The organism is Paraburkholderia sp. SIMBA_054 (assembly GCF_046534875.1).
Taxonomy (GTDB): Bacteria; Pseudomonadota; Gammaproteobacteria; order Burkholderiales; family Burkholderiaceae; genus Paraburkholderia; species Paraburkholderia hospita.
Map to the genome: position 1 here is coordinate 142,320 of NZ_JAWRXV010000023.1, position 17,959 is coordinate 160,278.

18 protein-coding genes are annotated in these 17,959 nt (G+C 64.0%); 4 read left to right on the plus strand and 14 right to left on the minus strand.

The annotated features are described in order from the left end of the window. Positions 1 to 3: 3 nt before the first annotated feature. The 8 genes from speB to SB822_RS26920 are packed head-to-tail and all read right to left on the minus strand — an operon-like array spanning position 4 to position 6,809. Positions 4 to 954 (minus strand): agmatinase, encoded by a 951-nt coding sequence (gene speB, locus SB822_RS26885; RefSeq protein WP_007749274.1) that lies wholly within the window; start codon positions 952 to 954, stop codon positions 4 to 6. 43 nt (positions 955 to 997) lie between these two features. Further along, positions 998 to 1,702, minus strand: a complete 705-nt coding sequence (locus SB822_RS26890) for a cupin domain-containing protein (protein ID WP_079502843.1) — start codon at positions 1,700 to 1,702, stop codon at positions 998 to 1,000. Between the two features lie 45 nt (positions 1,703 to 1,747). Continuing rightward, complete coding sequence (locus SB822_RS26895; RefSeq protein WP_007749276.1) at positions 1,748 to 2,464, minus strand: DUF1989 domain-containing protein; 717 nt, start codon at positions 2,462 to 2,464, stop codon at positions 1,748 to 1,750. A gap of 12 nt (positions 2,465 to 2,476) precedes the next feature. Beyond that, positions 2,477 to 3,742 carry a M20 family metallo-hydrolase gene (locus SB822_RS26900; RefSeq protein WP_410856043.1) on the minus strand — a complete coding sequence of 422 codons (1,266 nt, stop codon included), beginning with the start codon at positions 3,740 to 3,742 and terminating at the stop codon, positions 2,477 to 2,479. After that, positions 3,739 to 4,581, minus strand: coding sequence for an amino acid ABC transporter ATP-binding protein (locus SB822_RS26905; RefSeq protein WP_079502845.1), 843 nt, complete (start codon positions 4,579 to 4,581; stop codon positions 3,739 to 3,741). Before SB822_RS26905 ends, SB822_RS26900 begins: the two co-directional genes overlap by 4 nt. After that, entirely contained in the window at positions 4,578 to 5,255 is a 678-nt protein-coding gene (locus SB822_RS26910) for an amino acid ABC transporter permease (RefSeq protein WP_410856044.1), read from the minus strand. The genes SB822_RS26905 and SB822_RS26910 overlap by 4 nt, the downstream gene beginning before the upstream one ends. 15 nt (positions 5,256 to 5,270) lie before the next feature. Beyond that, positions 5,271 to 5,933 (minus strand): amino acid ABC transporter permease, encoded by a 663-nt coding sequence (locus SB822_RS26915; protein ID WP_410856045.1) that lies wholly within the window; start codon positions 5,931 to 5,933, stop codon positions 5,271 to 5,273. 18 nt (positions 5,934 to 5,951) lie between these two features. Further along, positions 5,952 to 6,809 (minus strand): transporter substrate-binding domain-containing protein, encoded by an 858-nt coding sequence (locus tag SB822_RS26920; RefSeq protein ID WP_007583856.1) that lies wholly within the window; start codon positions 6,807 to 6,809, stop codon positions 5,952 to 5,954. A 308-nt stretch (positions 6,810 to 7,117) separates the two neighbouring features. On the opposite strand from SB822_RS26920, the gene SB822_RS26925 reads away from it, so the two are divergent. The 3 genes from SB822_RS26925 to SB822_RS26935 all read left to right on the plus strand — a co-directional run bounded on the left by SB822_RS26925 (position 7,118) and on the right by SB822_RS26935 (position 10,616). Continuing rightward, positions 7,118 to 8,767, plus strand: a complete 1,650-nt coding sequence (locus tag SB822_RS26925) for a methyl-accepting chemotaxis protein (protein WP_410856046.1) — start codon at positions 7,118 to 7,120, stop codon at positions 8,765 to 8,767. A 395-nt stretch (positions 8,768 to 9,162) separates the two neighbouring features. Further along, positions 9,163 to 9,432: a hypothetical protein gene (locus SB822_RS26930; RefSeq protein WP_410856047.1), complete on the plus strand. Its 270-nt coding sequence runs from the start codon at positions 9,163 to 9,165 to the stop codon at positions 9,430 to 9,432. A gap of 206 nt (positions 9,433 to 9,638) precedes the next feature. Further along, positions 9,639 to 10,616: a LysR substrate-binding domain-containing protein gene (locus tag SB822_RS26935; protein WP_410856048.1), complete on the plus strand. Its 978-nt coding sequence runs from the start codon at positions 9,639 to 9,641 to the stop codon at positions 10,614 to 10,616. Between the two features lie 9 nt (positions 10,617 to 10,625). Here the strand turns inward: SB822_RS26935 and SB822_RS26940 are convergent, their stop codons facing one another. The 6 genes from SB822_RS26940 to SB822_RS26965 form a co-directional block, all read right to left on the minus strand. Next, a complete protein-coding gene (locus SB822_RS26940) occupies positions 10,626 to 11,309 on the minus strand; it encodes an SDR family NAD(P)-dependent oxidoreductase (protein ID WP_410856049.1) in 684 nt (227 codons plus the stop codon). Between the two features lie 34 nt (positions 11,310 to 11,343). Beyond that, positions 11,344 to 12,681: an NAD(P)/FAD-dependent oxidoreductase gene (locus tag SB822_RS26945; RefSeq protein WP_007583868.1), complete on the minus strand. Its 1,338-nt coding sequence runs from the start codon at positions 12,679 to 12,681 to the stop codon at positions 11,344 to 11,346. A 24-nt stretch (positions 12,682 to 12,705) separates the two neighbouring features. Beyond that, positions 12,706 to 13,524 carry an amino acid ABC transporter permease gene (locus SB822_RS26950; protein WP_114223329.1) on the minus strand — a complete coding sequence of 273 codons (819 nt, stop codon included), beginning with the start codon at positions 13,522 to 13,524 and terminating at the stop codon, positions 12,706 to 12,708. A gap of 64 nt (positions 13,525 to 13,588) precedes the next feature. Beyond that, on the minus strand, positions 13,589 to 14,407 hold the full coding sequence (locus SB822_RS26955; protein WP_007583872.1) for a substrate-binding periplasmic protein: 819 nt from the start codon (positions 14,405 to 14,407) through the stop codon (positions 13,589 to 13,591). A 71-nt stretch (positions 14,408 to 14,478) separates the two neighbouring features. Next, positions 14,479 to 15,204, minus strand: a complete 726-nt coding sequence (locus SB822_RS26960) for an amino acid ABC transporter ATP-binding protein (RefSeq protein ID WP_410856050.1) — start codon at positions 15,202 to 15,204, stop codon at positions 14,479 to 14,481. A 33-nt stretch (positions 15,205 to 15,237) separates the two neighbouring features. After that, entirely contained in the window at positions 15,238 to 16,578 is a 1,341-nt protein-coding gene (locus SB822_RS26965; RefSeq protein WP_007749304.1) for an NAD(P)/FAD-dependent oxidoreductase, read from the minus strand. 139 nt (positions 16,579 to 16,717) lie between these two features. Between SB822_RS26965 and SB822_RS26970 the strand changes: the two genes are divergently transcribed. Further along, entirely contained in the window at positions 16,718 to 17,695 is a 978-nt protein-coding gene (locus SB822_RS26970) for a LysR substrate-binding domain-containing protein (RefSeq protein ID WP_007749307.1), read from the plus strand. Positions 17,696 to 17,959: the final 264 nt, after the last annotated feature.

The following is a 17,959-nucleotide window of genomic DNA, read 5'->3' on the forward strand; positions in this document are numbered from 1 at the left end:
GTGCTAGCGGTTTCCATCGCTCGCGCGCTTTGCGAGCAGACACAGTATTTCGTACATCAGCGTCGCGGCGACGAGCGCGGTGTTGCCGCTCGGATCGTAAGGCGGTGAGACTTCGACCACGTCACCGCCGACCCAGTTGAGCCCGTCGAGACCGCGCAGCAACGCCTGCGTCTCGCGGGTCGTGAGACCGCCCACTTCCGGCGTGCCCGTGCCCGGCGTGAACACAGGGTCGAGCCCGTCGACATCGAGCGAAAGGTAAACGGGCGCGTCGCCGACAATGCGCCGCGCTTCGGCGGCGACGGCTGCCGGTCCGAGTGCGTCGAACTCCTCGATGAACACGACGCGCATACCGTGATCGAGCGAATAACGCCAGCCTTCGTCCGAATTCTGCGCACCGCGAATGCCGATCTGAATGGTTCGTTTCGGGTCGAGCAGACCGGCTTCGACCGCGCGGCGAAACGGCGCGCCATGCGTGAACTTCGAGCCTTTGAACGTATCCCAGGTGTCCGTGTGCGCGTCGATATGCACCAGCGCGATCGGCTCGCGCGGCGCCAGCGCCTGGAAGATCGGATAGGTGATCGAGTGATCGCCGCCCGCCGTCAGCGCGAGCTTGCCGGCGCGGAACACCGGTTCGAAGAAACGACGGATGTCATCGTGCGCGCGTTCGAGATGATAGAGGTCGGTAAACGGCACATCGCCGATATCGGCGACGCGGCAGGCGTCGAACGGATTGAAGCGCGTCACGTGATGGATGCCGCGCATCATCGTGGACATGTTGCGGATTTCGCGCGGACCGAAGCGCGCACCCGGGCGCGCCGTAACGCCGCCGTCGAAGGGCACGCCCGCAAGGGCGATGTCGAAGGTGCTCAGGTCCGTGCTGAACGGCACGCGCATGAAGGTCGGGATGCCCGCGAAGCGCGGCTGCTGCATCTGGGTCAGATCGGTTCCCGTCACATTGAACTCCTGTTTCACTTTCGTTTGGCGGCAACCGCACGCTTTAGAAGGTCGGCGGTGTATTGATCCACAGCACGCGGGTGATGCAGTCGCCGGGATTGCGGTAACTGTGCGGCTCGGTGCTCGGGAAGTAGAAGGAATCGCCCGCCTGCAGCCGGTAGCATTCGCTGCCGAGCGTGAGTTCGAGTTCGCCTTCGAGCACGTAGCCCAGTTCTTCGCCTGCATGGCTGATCTGCTCGTCGCTGCGCGCGAGTGGTTCGAGCACGTGAATGTCGCCTTGCAGCAGTTGCCCGGGGCCCGCCACGACGAGCCGTTCCAGCATGATCGACCCGCCCGCGCGGCCATGTCGCCCCGAGGTTTGCTGCACGCCCGGAAAGCGCACGGAAGGCCGTTCGCTGGCGCGCTGCACGGGCGTGACGTTCGCCACGGGACCGGACACCAATGCAGCGATGTTCGTGTCCAGCGCGAGCGCGATCCTGTGCAAGGTTGCAAGCGAGGGCGTCGCGTGGCCGCCCTCGACTTTCGACAACAGACTCTCCGAGCAGCCCGCCTGCTCCGCCAGCGCCTTCAGCGTGAGCTGCTGCACCATGCGTGCGTGCCGTAGCCGAGTGCCAAGACCTTCGGCTGCCGCCCCTTGTGCAGAATGAGGGGCGGCTGTGCGGGGCGCTTTCGCGGCGCGCCGCGGCGCGAGTGGGGACGGCCTGCGGGAAGCGCCGTTGCCGGACGTGGGGGTTTTTCTGGTGGCCACCGTATGCGTTCTGTCGATCAGCGTAAAAGAACGGCCTGGCGAGTATCAGGCGAGAACCGTGAACTCGACTTCGACCGGGTTGAGGGCGTTGATGGGAATGATATCCTGCGGACACGCCGACATCACGACGATGCAATCCATCGCGGCCTTGATGTCCACATGGTCGCCCGCTTTCGACACAGGCGGCAGCCAGTCGATCGTGTAATCCGGCTTGACGGGGATGTTCATCCACAGGTTGAACGGCTGCGGCACTTCCCGCGTGCGCACGCCGATCGCCTTTAGCGCCAGCCGCAGATTGTCCGAGCAGTTGTCGTGATAGCTCTCCACACCCAGATTCTGGTAGCGATACAGGTCGCAGGCCGCGATCAGCGTATCGTGCACGCCCGGCGATGTATCGGCGACCAGTTCGGCGATCGGGCGGCGATGATTCGTCACGAGCGGGTCGCCCGGCTGCGGAATGATCTTGTCGATATACGCGCGCGTGTGCTCGAACGAGAGGAATTCGTTCAGGTGCGTGGCGTTGAAGATCCACGTATCGCAGACCTGCGTGCCATGCGGGTTCGAGATACGGATGGTCTGCCCCGCCTTGACGCGCACGGCGCGGCCGCAGCGCGCGGGCACCGTGTAGGTCTTGCCGGGCTCGGGCGTGCCGTCGGCGGAAATCGGTTCGTGCAAGGTGGCGTTCTGGCCGAGTTCCGTGCCGTTGTCGTCGCTCGGGTGGGCATGCGCGTGCGTATGCGTGTGAGTGGCAGTCGTGCTCATCTGGGTTCCTTGTCAGTCGTTGCAAAGAGTGGTGAGGGTGTGCGCGAGCGCGCGTGCGCCCAGCACGAGGTGACGGGCTTCCGTGGCTTCAGCCGGGTTGTGGCTGATGCCGCCGCGGCTCGGCACGAACAGCATGGCCGTTGGGCAGTGCTGCGCGAGATACATCGCGTCGTGAAAGGCGCCCGACGTGAGGCGCAGCGCCGGCGCGTCGAGCGCATGGCAGGCGGCATCGATCCGCGTGAGCACCGTCGCGTCGAAACGCACCGGCGCGTGAGTGAAAAGCGGAGCGATGCGCGCGCCGTGGCGCATTGCGCAAGCCGATACCTGCTCGTCGAACGCATCGAGCACATGGGCGTCGGGATGACGGAAATCGACGGAGAAGGTCACGTCGGATGGAATCGTGTTGATCGAATTCGGCGTTACGCTCCAGCGCCCGAACGTGATGCGCGTGTGCTCGCCGCCCAACGACGTGGCGATTTCTTCGATCGACGCGCGCAACGTGACGGCGAGCGTCATCGCGTCGCGACGCATCGGCATCGGCGTGGTGCCGGCATGCGCAGCCATGCCTTCGCAGTGGAATTCGTACCAGCGCACGCCCTGAATGCCCGTGACGACGCCGAGCGGTACGTCGGCATTCTCCAGTTGCGGACCTTGCTCGATATGCAACTCGACGAACGCATGTGCAGGCAGCGCGTCGCCCCGTGATGGCAGCTCGGGCAAGGCGCGCCGATAGCTCTCCAGCGCGGCGCGCAACGTGACGCGGTCGGCGTCGGCGGCGTCCAGGTAGGCGGGCATGCGCGAAGGCTCGACGAATGCGCTCGACCCCATTGCGCCGGGCGCGAAGCGCGTGCCTTCTTCATTGGTCCAGATCGCGACTTCGAGCGGCCGGCGCGTGCGGATACCAGCATCGTTGAGTGCGGCAATGCATTCGAGTCCGGCGAGCACGCCGTAGCAGCCGTCGAGCTTGCCGCCCGAGGGTTGCGTGTCGATGTGGCTGCCCGTCATCACGGGAGGCGCATCGTCGATGCCGGGACGGCGGATGAACAGGTTCGCGCATGCGTCGGTGGAGACGGTGCAGCCCAACGCGTGTGCGTGCGCGACCAGATAGCGGCGCGCATCCAGATCCGTTGCACTGAGGGCGGGGCGGTTCACGCCACCGTCAGGACGCGCGCCGAATGCGGCGAGTGCCTCGATCGACGCGAGCAGGCGTGTCTCGTCAATACAGTCCGCGGCGCGCAGTGCATCGTCCGCGAGGTTGTGTTGACCGGTGCGCATCATGACGACGCTCCCGACGTCTGCTCCACGCTGTCTGCCCTTCCTGCCGGCGCGGTCACACTCAGGCTGCGATCGAACCACGGTTTGAGAAACTGCTGAAGACGCGGCGTGCGCGAGTTACCGAACAGCTGTGCGGGCGGCCCCGACTCGACGATCTGGCCGGCTTCCATGAACACGACCTTGTCGGAAATTTTCGCGGCAAAGCTCATTTCGTGCGTGACCATGACCATCGTCATGCCGTCCTGGGCGAGTGAACGGATCACGTTCAACACTTCTTCGACGAGTTCGGGATCAAGCGCCGAAGTCGGTTCGTCGAGCAGCATCACTTCCGGCTCGATGGCGAGCGCGCGCGCAATGCCGACGCGCTGCTGTTGTCCGCCGCTCAGCCGCGCGGGATAGACGTCCGCCTTGTGCTGCAGGCCGACACGCGCGAGCGCCGCTTGCGCTTTGGCGCGCGCATCCGCGCGGCGCATCTTCTTGGACAGCACGAGCGGCGCGGCGACGTTGTCGAGCACGCTCATGTGCGGCCACAGATTGAACTGCTGGAACACCATCGACACCGGGCGCCGTACCTCTGCGACGCTCGCCTCGCTGTCGCGATCGCGCAGCGTGCGACCAGCGGAGCGATAGCCGAGCAACTGCCCCTTGATCCAGACTTCGCCTTCGTCGTAGGGCTCGAGGAAGTTCATGCAGCGCAGCGCCGTCGTCTTGCCCGAGCCGGACGGCCCGATCAGCGTGACGATCTCGCCGCGCATCACGTCGAGGTCGATGCCCTTGAGCACGCGGGTTGCACCGTACGACTTGCCGACGGCGCGCAGCTTGAGTATGGGTTGAGCGCTCATGTGGCCTTATTTGTGGCTTTATTTGCGTCGTTACGCAGAAAAGGGATCATCGCTGTCGCGCGCTGCGCGAGCAGCGACACCGCCTGCGTGAGCAACCAGTAGCTCACGATCAGCAGCGCATACGGACCGATGTACGTGTAAGTGGAGGCGACGATGTCGCTGGTCGTCATCGTCAGTTCGGGGACCGTGATGATGGATGCCACGGCGCTCTCCTTGATCACGAGAATGATCTGGTTCGCGAGCAGCGGCACTGCGAACGCGAGCGCCTGCGGCAGCTCGATCGCGCGGAACGCGGGCCAGCGGCTCACACCGAACGCCTGCGCGGCCTCGAGCTGACCACGCGGCACGCTGGCCCATGCAGCGCGAAAAATCTCGGCAAAATAGGCGCTCGCATAGATCGCGAGCGACACGACAGTCGCTTGCACGGCCGTCATCGTGATACCGAAAACGGGCAGCCCGAAGTAGACGATCATCAATTGCGACAGATACGGCATGCCGCGAACCAGCCAGACGAACAGGCCGTAGGGCGCGGCAAGCACGCGGACGTAACGCAGGCGCAGCGCGTTGAGCGCGAAACCGCCGGCCATGCCGAGCACAGCCGCGATCAGGCTGACTTCGAGCGTGACGAGCATCGCGTCGGCGAAGCGCGGAACGAGAGCGAGCAGGTTATCCATGCGAGTGATCCCCGGTCATGCGCGCGACGCCGCGTGGCGCTCGTAGCAATGCGCGGCGAAGGACAGCAGCGTCGTGATGGCCAGATAGAAGAGCGCGGCGCACGTGTACACCTCGAGCGGCCGGTACGTCGACGACGACAGCTGCTGGCCGACGCGCATGAGGTCCGTGACGGATATCACGGAGACGACAGCCGACGCCTTGACGATATCGATCATCTCCGACACGAGCGCGGGCAGCGTCACCCGCACCACCTGCGGCACTTCGATGTGCCACAACACCTGACGGCGCGTGAGATTGAACGTGACGGCTGCTTCGATCTGCCCGCGAGCGATAGAGCGAAAGCCCGCGCCGAGAATCTGCGACTGATACGCGGCCGTGTTCATCGACAGTCCGATGGCCGCCGCGACGATGCCGGGCACCGCGAGCCCAAGCGCCGACGGCAGGTAATACATCACGAGCAGTTGCGCGAGCACGGGCGTGCCGCGAAACACGCTGACATAGACCCGCGCGCCGCCCGCGAGCAGGCGGCTGTCGCTTGCCGACATCGTGTAGATGAAGATGCCGGCAAAGAAGCCGCAGAACACGGCAGCCGCCGACAGCCACAGTGTCGTCAATGCGCCGTCCAGCAACTGCGGCAGATAGCCGGCGCAGCGTGCGAGCAGATCGGGAGCGTTCATCTATCGGATCGCGGCAAGTCAGATGGAGGGGGCGGGGACGGCGTCGACGGGCACGTCCATCGTCGAGCCGAACCACTTCTCCTGCAGCTTCTTCATCGTGCCGTCGCGGTTCGCGCGCGCGATGCCGTCGCTAAACAGCTTGACGAGCGCGGCGCTGTCGCTGTCCTTGCGCGCGACCCACGCGAAGTAGCTCTTCGGCCCGATGGTCTGCGGCAGCAGCGTGAACACGCCGGGGCGCGATTTCATCAACGGCCCCAGGTTCGCGACCGATTGCGCGACGGCATCGAGCCGTCCCACGGCGAGGTCGGCATAGGCTTCGTCGAACGCGACGTACTGCTTGATCTGCTTGATGCCGGGGCCGCCTGCGTCTTTCAGTTTCTTGTCGAGCGCCTGCAATGCCTGCAACTGCGCCGAGCCCGTCTGCGAGCCGACTATCTTGCCGTTCAGGTCGTCGGGAGACTTGATGCTCGTGTCGCCGTTGCGCAGCAGCACGCCTGTCGTCGCGTCGGCGATGGGCAGGGTGAACGCGAAGTGGCTGACGCGGTCCTTGTTGACGGTAACGGCAGTCACGACGATGTCGAAGCGCTTCGCGTCGAGTCCCGGCAACAGCCCCTGAAACGGCAGGTCCAGTTGCTTGACCTTCACATCGGGTATCGACTTCAGCACGTAGGCCATCAGGTCGGCGTCATAGCCGACGATCTTGCCGTTATCGACGTACTCGAACGGCGCGTAACGGGCCTCCGTCGCGATGGTGATTTCCTTGTTCGTCTTGATGCGCGCCAGCAGATCGTCGGACTGCGACCAGCCCGGCGTGGCGGTGACGAGTGCGAGCGCACCGAGCAACGAGAAGACCAGACTGCGAAGAGGCTTGTTCATGACGCTTCCTTGTGAAAGGCCCGTGGCCGGGTATGAAAGTGAAAAGAATTTAATTCAAGTTACTTGAATGAGGTTCAATAAGCATGAGGCGTGCCATGCGGCACGGCCCCGTCGGGCAGGAAAGCAGGCGCGCGTGATGCACCGGCGCGGGGAGTTTTCACGCGGCTGAGGTCGCGCGCGGCGCACGATGCACCTCGCTGGGGATGCTTCGCTGAGCGTGGATGTCGCAATTGGTCGAATTGGTGTCGCGCTGGCATCACAGAAGCCATGCGGCCGCGCCGTTAGTCCGGTAGACGGCCTGCGATCACATGGCCGAAGCCGATTCCGTTCTGACTACTGGAGAAACGCTGCGCGCGCCGCGCTTGCGGCGCGCACGCTGCTTTGCGCTCATGTTCAGAAACACCACGATTCGCGGCGGGCTCGCCGCCACCATCTCGGGTTGCACGCTGCTGTTGATGCTGGTCATCGCGGCCGCCGTGTTTGCGCTCTTCAAGAGCAACGCCGCGCTCGACGCGATGTATCGGGACGACACCGCTTCCGTCGTGCATCTGAAGACCAGTTCCGAGCGGCTGCTGGTGTTTCGCACGGGGCTCGCCGACGTCGAACAACTGATCAGTGCAGGCAAGCCGGCTGCCGCTGAGATCAAGCAACTGCATGTGCTGCTCGGCGAGAGCAATCGTGAGCTCGATGCGTACCGTGCGCTGCACGCACCTGACGCGCAGGAAACGACGCTGCTCGCGGCGATGACGGACAAACGCGACCATCTGTTGGCGCAGGCCTTTTCGAAGGCCCTCAAGCAACTCGACGACGAGAATCTGGTCGACTTCCTGTGCACGCAGCGCGAGATGCCCGTCGCGCTGTTCGACGAATACCAGAAGGCGCTCATCGCGCTGGAGGATTTTCAGGTGCAGCGCCAGCGTATGCGCTTCGACCACGCGAACGAGCGCTTTCACATGACGCTCTGGGGCTTCGGCGCGGCTGGATTGAGCGCGCTGATCGTCGGCATGCTCGCGCATCGGGGGCTGACGCGGGCGATCGTCACGCCCGTCAACGCCGCCGTCGAATACTTTGCGAAGATCGCAGCGGGCGACCTCACGGCCGTCGTCACGACGGAGCGCCGCAATGAAATGGGCTACCTGCTCGACGCACTGAACGACATGCAGCAAGGTCTCGTCGCTGTGGTGCGCAAAGTCAGGGCTGGGACGGACGCGATCATGCACGATGCGCGCGCGATTGCCAGCGGCAACCGCGATCTGTCGATGCGCGCGGGCGATCAGGCCGCCTCGCTCCAGCAGGCGGCCGCGAGCATGGAAGAACTGACGGCCACGGTGCGGCAGAACGCCGACAATGCGCACGACGCGAGCGCGCTCGCCACGCGTGCGTCCGACATTGCGACACGCGGCGGCGAAGTGGTGCGTCAGGTCGTCGACACGATGGATGCGATTTCGGATAGCTCGGCGCGTATCGTCGGTATTGTCGGTGTGATCGAGAGCATCGCGTTTCAGACCAACATTCTTGCGCTGAACGCCGCCGTCGAAGCGGCGCGCGCGGGAGATCAGGGGCGCGGCTTCGCGGTGGTGGCCAGCGAGGTGCGGCATCTGGCGCAGCGCAGCGCAACGGCCGCAAAGGAAATCAAGGAACTGATCGGCAATTCGACGCTGAGCGTGCGTGCGGGAAGCGAACTGGTATTGCGCGCGGGCTCGACGATGGACGACATCCTGAAGGCCGTGCAGAGCGTGAACGCGATCATGGCGGATATCAGTCTTGCCTCGCGCGAGCAGACGGCGGGGATCGAACTGGTCAACGCGACCGTCGTGCAGATGGAAGCGATGACGCAGAGCAACGCATCGCTGGTCGAGTCGGCGTCGACCACGGCGGCTTCGCTGGAAGCGCAAAGCGAGCATCTGCACGGCGCCGTGGCGATATTCCGTGTGAGCGGGGACGAGCGGGCCGGGTGACGAAGCGCTGTACTGATCGGTCTGTTGGGTCACCTCGCGTAGCCGATGAGCAAATGTTGGCTGCAACCCGCCATTGCGGCCGTTCCATCTGGCCGCGCCAATCCTTACCGTTGACCGCAGAACCTTGCTTGGCAGGACTTCAGGCGTTATCCAACGGCTCTGCAAGCACGATTGGCATAGCCCATGCAGTTGTCGCTGCAGGCGCAACGACGATCGTTGTCGCGCGATGCGTGGCGCTCTGCCGCGCGGATCGAGTCCGCGAAACCGTGTTGATCGTTTGAACCTTCCATTGCGCGCGCAGGCCGGGCCTCGCGCGCTCCATCGGATTGCACGAAGCGCGTCGCAGCACATGGCTCGCGTGCATTCGATTGCTCAACGAACTCAAGGGAGTCCACATGAATGCGAAACTGATCGGTGCGCTGTTGCTGGCGTGCGTGACATCGTTTGCCCTGCCAGCCTTCGCAGGCGATGACGCGCCCGCTTCCAGTCCTCGAACGGGCGGCGTCGTGAAAGCGTCGCACGCCGGGCACAGCGATCAAATGGCTTTGCCGGACAAGGCCAGGCCCGGCAATCACAGCGGCGTCGGCGGCGTCGAATCGGGGAAATCGCAGTCCGGCGGACGCGAGCAACCCGACAGCATCGATCCGATGTATCGCGGCGGCTGATTGGCCTGTGCGGCCTCGCCGCTTGTACCGAACATGAGGCAGGCTTCAGGTTCGCGTCAAAATTGCCTGACGATAAGCGTTATCGTCGCGCTATTTTGCGTGAGACGCGCCCAACTGTTCGCTAAATCCGGCTAATTGCGGTGTTTGCTTGTTTTTGCCGGTCCGCGCGTTTTATCCTTGTCGTTTGGTAGCCGAAAGGGGATAGCGTGGACCGCATTCAGGCAATGGAAGTATTCACTCGTGTGGTCGATGCGAACAGCTTCACGCGCGCCGCCGAGCAGATGGGCATGCCGCGCGCGACGGTGACGACGACCATCCAGAACCTCGAAGCCGTGCTCGGCGTGCGTCTGATGAACCGGACCACGCGGCGTCTGTCGCTCACGCCGGAGGGCGCCGCGTATTACGAGCACAGCATCCGCATCATCACCGACATCGCGGAAACGGACGCGAGTTTTCAGGCGGGCAATCGCAAGCCGAGCGGGGCGCTGCGCGTGCACATGCCGAATTCGCTCGGGCGACATCTCGTCATTCCAGCGTTGCGCAGCTTTCACGAGCGCTATCCGGACATCTCGCTCGATCTGGGCCTCTCGGACCGGCCCGTCGATCCCGTCGAGGAGGGGATCGACTGCATGGTGCGGGCGGGCCCGCTCGAAGATTCGTCGATGGTTGCGCGGCGCGTCGGCACGCTCAAGCGCGTGACGTGTGCTTCGCCCGATTATCTGGCGCGCTATGGCGAGCCGCAGAACATCGACGATCTGGCCTTGCATCAGGCCGTGAACTTTCGCGTCGTGCACGGCACGCGGCCAATGCCGTGGATCTTTCTCGTCGACGGCAAGCTGACGGAAGTGCGGATGAACGGTGTTGTCACGGTCAACGATTCGGAGGCGTACGTCACATGCGGGCTGGAAGGCTTTGGCCTGATCCAGCCGATGCTGTTCATGGTCGCGCCGCAACTGCGCGATGGATCGTTGCGCGAAGTGCTGCCGGGCTTCAAGCCGAAGTCCAAGCCGGTTTCGATCGTGTATCCGAACAACCGCCATCTGTCCGCGAAGGTGCGTGTGTTCGCGGACTGGATCGCGGAGTTGTTCGAATCGACGCCCGCGCTGTCGGACGGCGAAACACGGCGCGTGGTCGTGCCGAAACGCGAGACGCAGCAGGCGGATCATGGGCCGATTGCGGCGTGACGTTCGTCGTCACAGCATGTCTTCGTGACGGCAATTGATGAGCAGTTCCGCCATGCTCGCCGTGTTCGGCAATTCGAGCGTGTTCACGACGATCGATGCGATGTCGCCAGGCTGCGTCATCGCGTCGGGTGGCAGATCGGCGAGTCCGGCCGCCATGTCGGTGTTGACGAAGCCGGGACAGACGGCTGTTGCGCGCACGCCGTCGTCCCAGCCCGCACGCCGCACCGCATGGGTCAACGCGATCACCGCGTGCTTCGACATCTGATAGCCGACGTTCAGGTTCTTCACCCGCTTACCCGACAGCGACGCGAGCTGCACGAAGCGTCCGTTGCCTGCACGCCTCAGATGCGGCAACGCGGCCTGCGCGAGCCGGAAGGGCGCCTTCACGTTGATGTCGAGCGTTTCGTCGAGCAGCTCGCTCGCGTCGTCGTCGAACGTGATCATCTTGCAGATGCCGGCGTTGCTGACCAGCACGTCCAGACGGCCGAAACGATCGACGGTCGCATTGACCCACTGGCGGGCGGCATGCCCGTCGCGCGCTTCGTAGGCGAAGAGAAACGCGTCGACGTCGTTATCGAACGATGACGGGTCGCGCATGCCGAGCGACAGCCGATATCCGCGCCGATGCAACTCGAGCGCGATTTCGCGGCCGATGCCGCGATTCGCGCCTGACACCATCGCTACCTTGTCCATGTGCTGTTCCCGCTGACAATGTGATGTGCAACGTTTAAAAGCCCGCGTCGATGGTGATTTTCGTACCGTCGCTGAAGCGTTCGAGGCGAAACGCGTGCGGGTCGACGAGCGGCGTGTCGTTATTGACGAGATCGGCCATCAGCTTGCCTGCCGCTGGTCCAATGCCGAAACCGTGGCCCGAGAAGCCGGTGCCGATGAACAACCCCGGTACGCGCGCGGCGCCGGAGATGACGGGAATCGCATCGGGCGTCACGTCGATATAGCCCGCCCAGCGCTGCGCAATCTTCGCGCCCGCAAGATGCGGAAACGCCTTCACGAACTCGAGCAACCCGTTATCGACATATGGGACGACGGGATCGGGATCGAGCGTGCGGATGGCTTCGAAGATGGTTGGACGGTCTAGCGCCCAGCGGCGCGGCCGCTTCAACTCATCGAGAAAACGCTTGCCGACGCGGATCTGCAACGCGCCCATCTGGCTCTTCAACGCCTCGATGTACTTGAAGAAGAGGCGGAACGCATCGGGCGTGAGGTCCGCGTGCGTTCGCAGTCCATAAGCGACCGTGTAGCCGCCGTCGGCGCGCTTGCGAAATGCGAACTCCTCGTTGTTCGCGCTGCACGTCGGGCCGCCTTCGAGCGGCTCGGTACGCAGCACCGAGGCGCGCGTCAGCAGTTGCGGCAGTTCGACGCCGAGATTGCCGCAGAAATAGCGCGTCCATGCGCCGCCCGCGACGACGACGGCATCGCAGCGGATCGTGCCGTGCTCGGTGACGACGGCGCTGACGTGTCCGCCGCTCGTTTCAATGCCACGTACGGCGCAAGGCGTGAGTATCTTCACGCCTCGCTTGCGCAGCGCATTCGCGATGGCAGGCGCGGCTTTTTGCGGTTCCGCGCGCGCGTCGCCTGGCGTGTATATGCCTCCCTTGAAACTGCGGGTCGAGCCGGGCAGCAGTTCGGCAATCGCTTCGGTATCGACTTCGCGCGTGTCGAATGCGTCGCCGGCAATCTGCCTCGCGCGCGCGAGCCAGTCGCGATGCCTTGCCAATGTCGCGTCGTCGTTCGATACATACAGAATGCCGCACTGATTGAAACCCGTGTCGATGCCCAGCGTGCGGTCGAGCGTGCGCCACAGCTTCAGGCTTTCGATGCTGAGCAGCAGTTCGCGCGGGTCGCGGCGCGTGACGCGCACCCAGCCCCAGTTGCGGCTAGATTGCTCGCCGGCGATGTGTCCTTTCTCGCACAGCGCGACCTGCAAGCCTTTTTCGCTCAGATACAGCGCAGTGGAAACGCCGATGATCCCGCCGCCGATCACGACCACATCGGCGCGCTCAGGTAACTGGATATCGTCGGCTACGGTGTCGACTTTCGGTCCCATGTTCGTGTATTGAGTTGGATGGGTTCAAGGCCGGCGTTCGGCGATGCCGGCTGCGGCGGCCTGCGCAGTTGCCTGCGATTGCAGCGCTGCCTCGCGCCGCGCTGCGCGCAGACTGCGCGGCGCCCGCTTGCCGCCGCGCGCGCCGGGGTTCGAGAAGCGGTTGGTCCAGCGATCGATGTGATTGATCGCATGCGTGAGCGGCACGGTGATCAGCAGATACACGACGCCTGCCGCGACGAGCGGCGACAGGTTCGCCGTATTGACGGCCGTATTCTGCCCGATCGTGAAGAGATCGCGTTGCGACGTGAGCAGCCCGAGAAAGTAAACGAGGCTCGAATCCTTGACGATCGAAATGAACTGGTTGGCGAGCGCGGGCAGAATGCGCCGCACGCCCTGCGGCACGATGACATGCCGCATGCCGCTCCAGTACGTCATGCCGAGCGCCTGGCACGCATACATCTGGCCGCGCCCCACGCTCTGGATGCCCGAGCGGAAAATCTCGGCGATATACGCGGACGAGATCAACGCGAGCGCGACGATCGCGAGAGGATAGGGGTTCGGCCCGAAGATCGACAGCCCGATGGGCGCCAGCCCCTGGCCAACCACGAGAATCACGAGCGCGGCGGGCAGGCCGCGAAACACGTCGATGAACACCTGCGCGGGAAACATCAGCCAGCGCGTGTTGGACACGGTCATCAACGCGAGCACCATGCCCGCGACGATGCCGAGCACCGTCGAGAACAACGACAGGACCAACGTGTTCACCAGGCCCGTACCCAGCAGCGCCGGCAACGAATCGACCAGCAGCGGCCAGTCGAGGAAGTTCTGCAAAAAAGCGTCCATGTGCGCTCTCCGGGAGGCGAAACGTGGTCGATGACGTGCGGTTGGCGGGCGGCGGCCGGGTCGCTCAGGTGCCTGACTTCATTGCGTACGGCGGCAGGTCGGCGGGCTTCGGATAGCCGGGATGGAACTGCAGATAGAGCTTCATCCACGTGCCGTCGGCCACCAGTTCGCCGAGCGTCTTGTTGAGCGCGGTTTCGAGCTTGACGTTGCCCTTGTGAACAGGAAAGCCCGCCGGCAGATTGATCGCAGATATGTCGAGCTTGTCCGCGATGTTCATCTGCGGGTACTTGCCTTGCAGGCCTTCCACCAGTGTCTTGTCGACGAAGTAGCCGTCGATGTACTTGTTACGCAGCGCGAGGAACCCCGCGTTCAGATTCGGAAAGCGCACGATCTGCGCACTGGGCAGATAGCTGTCCGAATACGTGTCTTCGATGGTGCCTTGCACGACGCCGATCCGCTTGCCCTTGACGGACGCGACGTCGCTCGAAATCGTGCTGTCCGGCAGCGTCGCGACGCTCAACAGGCCCGTCAGGTAACCCTCGGAAAAGTCGACCATCTTGAGCCGTTCTTTCGTGATCGAAATGGAGCCGGCGGCGAGATCGATCTGCTGGTTCGCGACGCTCGGCAACAGGCCGGCGAAGTCCTGCGCGCGGAAGTCGGCGGACAGACCGAGCTTCGCGGCGATCGCGCGAATCAGCTCGACATCGAAGCCCGTCATCTTGCCGTTGTCGATGTACGAATAGGGCTTGTTGTTCGCGTCGACGCCGGCAACGATCTTGCCCGGTGTGAGCGTGCCCACGTCTTCCGCATGAGCGGCCGATACGGCTGCGACGCACAGCGAAGCAGCCAGCGCGAAACTGCGTGCAAACTGAAGAAAACGCATCATGAGGCTCCTCTCGAAAGGAACGGCGGTGAACAGAAAGGGAACAGCAGGGCGAACGCGGCGTGTGCCGCTCAATGCAGAATGCGCGACAGAAACTCACGCGCACGCTCGGAGCGAGGGCGCGAGAAGAACTGTTCTTTCGAGTCGTCCTCGACGATGGCGCCGCGATCCATGAACAGGATGCGGTCGGCGACGCGCCTGGCGAAGCCCATTTCGTGGGTCACGCACAACATCGTCATGCCGTCCTGAGCGAGCGCGCTCATCACGTCGAGCACTTCGTTGACCATCTCCGGGTCGAGCGCGGAGGTCGGCTCGTCGAACAGCATCGCGACGGGGTCCATCGACAGCGCGCGGGCAATCGCCACACGCTGCTGCTGGCCGCCCGACAACTGCGTCGGGTACGTGTCTTCGTAATCGCGCAAGCCCACGCGCCGCAACAGCGAGCGCGCCTTGTCGGCTGCTTCGTCGCGGCTGCGTCCGAGCACCGTCATCTGCGCGAGCATCAGGTTGCGCCGTACGCTCAGATGCGGAAACAGCTCGAAATGCTGGAAAACCATCCCGACCTTCGCGCGCAACCGCGCAAGGTTTACCGTTTTCGCCGTCACGTCCACGCCGTCGACGACGATGCGGCCATCCTGCACAGGCTCGAGCCCATTGACCGACTTGATCAGCGTCGACTTGCCCGAGCCCGAAGGCCCGCAGACCACGACGACTTCGCCGCGTTCGATCGTCGCGGAGCAGCCGGCCAGCACGCGGTGCTCGCCAAACCATTTCGAAACGTTGTGCAGATGGATCATCGGGGCTCCTCGTATCCAGTGACGCGATGAAGGTCAGGACAGCGCGACGCGCACACGTCCGCGCCACAGGTCGTCGAGTTGATAGAGCGCGGTGCCGAGCGGCACGGCAATCTGACTGGCGATCCCTGCGCCGCTCAACGGAAATTCGCCTTCGCTAAAGGCGCCTGCGTCGCGATCTACGCGGAGCATATGCCGCGCGACGCGGTGGCCCAGATAGCTCATCAGCGCGACGCCATTGCCGTTGCAGCCGAGCGCGTAATGAATGCCGTCGTGCACGCCGATGTGCGCGAGCTTGTCGCGCGTCATCGCGACGTAGCCTTTCCATGCGTGCGTGATACGCACGTCACGCAGCGCCGGCCACAGTTGCAGCATCTTTCCGTATAGAAGGCGGGCCGCTTCGCGTTCGCTCAGTTCGCGGATCGCCGGGCGCGAGCCGAACAGCATCCGCGTACCGTCTGGGGACGGGCGCGTGTAGAACAGATTGCGCTTCGAATCGCTGATCATCCGCGCGCCGGGGTTGAGCGCGTGCATCAATCCGTCGGGCAGGGGTTCCGTCGCGATCTGATAGCTCGCGACGGGCAGCACGCGGCGCGCGAAGAACGGCAGCAACGGGCCCGTATAGCCGTTGGTCGCGACAAGTACATGGCGTGCGTCGAGCGAGCCTCGCGCCGTGTGTACGCGAAAGCGCACGCCGTCGGGCGCGTTGCTCGCGATCCGCTCGATACGTTCCGCTTGTGCGTGCGAATGCAGTGTGACGCCGCGCCGCCTGGCAAGCTCGCGCAGCGCGCGGTGATACTTGGCCGTATGCAGCCCGCCGTATTCATCGACGAGGATGCCGCCGTAGTAATAGTCCGAGCCGATCATCGCGCGCTGCGCGTCGCGCTCGATCACATGCACGGTGACGCCCGTTTTGTCCCGCAGTAACTCACCCTGGCGACGCAACTGATCGAAATGACCGGGCGTGTAAGCGCCGAAAAAGCGGCCGGTGATCTTCAGATCCGCATCGAGCGATTCGTCGGCGACGAGGCGCTTCAAGTAATCGAAACTTGCCATCGATTCGCGCATCAGCCGCACGAGCCGCTCGGCGGAGACGCCCGCGATCGCGTTCGTCAACGCCAGCTTCTGGCCGCTCGACACCATTCCGCCGCTGCGCGTGCTGCCGCCCGCGCCGATCTCACCCGCATCGAGGACGGCCACGCGCGCGCCGTGGCTCGCCGCTTCCGCAGCCGCCGACAGCCCGCAATAACCGCTGCCGATAATCGCGATATCCACCTGGCCTGGCAGCGGCGTCCGCGCGGTTTCGGGCGGCGCAGCGTCCCACCAGTACGGGTCGCATCGAAAGGCTTCATGGAAAAGCAGGGAATCAGGGCGCATGAGCGTGACGGGTTCTGCGTAGTGAGGCCAGTCTAGGTTCGTGCGGCTTATCCGGTCAAATAGCGACAAAAAGGGCTTCTATTCATTTCTGATATGGCAAGCTAAGGTCTCTGTTCACGGCGAGCGGACGGGAGAGGCGATGAATCAGAGGCAAATCGAGGCATTCCGGCTGGTCATGCTGCGCGGCTCGATGACGGCGGCAGCCGAAGAGCTTGGCACGTCGCAACCGAGTATCAGCCGGCTGATTGCGGAGCTGGAGACGGCGACGGGGCTCACGCTGTTCGTGCGCAACGGCGGGCGCATCCACGCAACGGATGCGGGCAGTGCGTTCTATCGCGAAGTCGAGCGCAGCTTCGTCGGACTGGAAAAGCTGGAGAACTCGGCACGCGAAATTCGCCAGTTGGGCAGTGGACGTCTGCGTATCGTCGCCGCGCCCGTGCTTGCGCTGTCCTTTCTGCCTGCGGTGATCGAGCAGTTTCTTGCGGCTTACCCGCGGGTGATCGTGTCGCTGGAGATGAGAAGCGAAGGGACGATCCAGCGTTGGGTGTCGTCGGCGTACTGTGATGTCGGCTTTGCGACGGCTACACCGGACGCGTTCGGTGTGACGAGTGCCGAGTTGTATCGGCTGCCGGCGCTATGCGCGCTGCCCGCGCGGCATCCGTTGACTGCGCGAGACCGGATCGAAGCGGGCGATCTGCGCGGCGAGCGGCTGATCCTGCCATCGTATGCGGACGATACGCGCAGTCCTCTTGATCGCGTGTTGCGGGCCGCTGGCGCTGGCCAGGTGCCAGCGATCGAAACGCCGTATGGCGCGACGATATGCGCGCTCGTTTCGCGCGGGCTTGGGATTGGTATTGTGAATCCGCTTGCAGCGATTGATACCAATCCGAAGCGGATTGTGTTTCGGCCTTTTGTGCCTCAGATTATGTTTCGCGGGTTCACGCTGTGTCCGCAGTTGCAGCAGCCGAATCCTGTGGTTCAGATTTTTCTTGATCTGGTTCGTACGATGATGGCGGGTGAGGTCGATGGATCATCTGGCGATTGGCATGCGAGCAGTCCTTCGTCGCGTGGGCGGAAAGCGTCGCCGTTGGCAAGTGTCGAGACGAAGGCACGATGAGTGTATGAGTCTTTTCGCTGGCATCCGCGATTTGCCTTCGTGCTTCAGGCGTTGCCGTTCGGTGTTTTGGCCTTTGCGCTGGCATCCGCGCTTTGTTATCGTGCTTCAAGCGTCGCCGTTCGGTGTTTTGGCCTTCGCGCTGGCATCCGCGTTTTGCCTTCGCGCTTCAGGCGTAGCCGTTCGGTGTTTTGGCCTTTGCGCTGGCATCCGCGATTTGCCTTCGTGCTTCAAGCGTCGCCCCTGTGCGGGGCGGCACCTACTTTT

Excerpts from the sequence above, each read along its gene's own strand:
- SB822_RS26905 (WP_079502845.1), bottom strand. The coding sequence starts at position 4,581 with ATGAGCGCTCAACCCATACTCAAGCTGCGCGCCGTCGGCAAGTCGTAC.
- SB822_RS26910 (WP_410856044.1), bottom strand. The coding sequence starts at position 5,255 with ATGGATAACCTGCTCGCTCTCGTTCCGCGCTTCGCCGACGCGATGCTC.
- SB822_RS26930 (WP_410856047.1), top strand. The coding sequence starts at position 9,163 with ATGAATGCGAAACTGATCGGTGCGCTGTTGCTGGCGTGCGTGACATCG.
- SB822_RS26915 (WP_410856045.1), bottom strand. The coding sequence starts at position 5,933 with ATGAACGCTCCCGATCTGCTCGCACGCTGCGCCGGCTATCTGCCGCAG.
- SB822_RS26940 (WP_410856049.1), bottom strand. The coding sequence starts at position 11,309 with ATGGACAAGGTAGCGATGGTGTCAGGCGCGAATCGCGGCATCGGCCGC.
- SB822_RS26925 (WP_410856046.1), top strand. The coding sequence starts at position 7,118 with ATGGCCGAAGCCGATTCCGTTCTGACTACTGGAGAAACGCTGCGCGCG.
- SB822_RS26965 (WP_007749304.1), bottom strand. The coding sequence starts at position 16,578 with ATGCGCCCTGATTCCCTGCTTTTCCATGAAGCCTTTCGATGCGACCCG.
- SB822_RS26950 (WP_114223329.1), bottom strand. The coding sequence starts at position 13,524 with ATGGACGCTTTTTTGCAGAACTTCCTCGACTGGCCGCTGCTGGTCGAT.
- SB822_RS26900 (WP_410856043.1), bottom strand. The coding sequence starts at position 3,742 with ATGATGCGCACCGGTCAACACAACCTCGCGGACGATGCACTGCGCGCC.
- SB822_RS26895 (WP_007749276.1), bottom strand. The coding sequence starts at position 2,464 with ATGAGCACGACTGCCACTCACACGCATACGCACGCGCATGCCCACCCG.
- SB822_RS26920 (WP_007583856.1), bottom strand. The coding sequence starts at position 6,809 with ATGAACAAGCCTCTTCGCAGTCTGGTCTTCTCGTTGCTCGGTGCGCTC.
- SB822_RS26945 (WP_007583868.1), bottom strand. The coding sequence starts at position 12,681 with ATGGGACCGAAAGTCGACACCGTAGCCGACGATATCCAGTTACCTGAG.
- SB822_RS26960 (WP_410856050.1), bottom strand. The coding sequence starts at position 15,204 with ATGATCCATCTGCACAACGTTTCGAAATGGTTTGGCGAGCACCGCGTG.
- SB822_RS26955 (WP_007583872.1), bottom strand. The coding sequence starts at position 14,407 with ATGCGTTTTCTTCAGTTTGCACGCAGTTTCGCGCTGGCTGCTTCGCTG.
- SB822_RS26970 (WP_007749307.1), top strand. The coding sequence starts at position 16,718 with ATGAATCAGAGGCAAATCGAGGCATTCCGGCTGGTCATGCTGCGCGGC.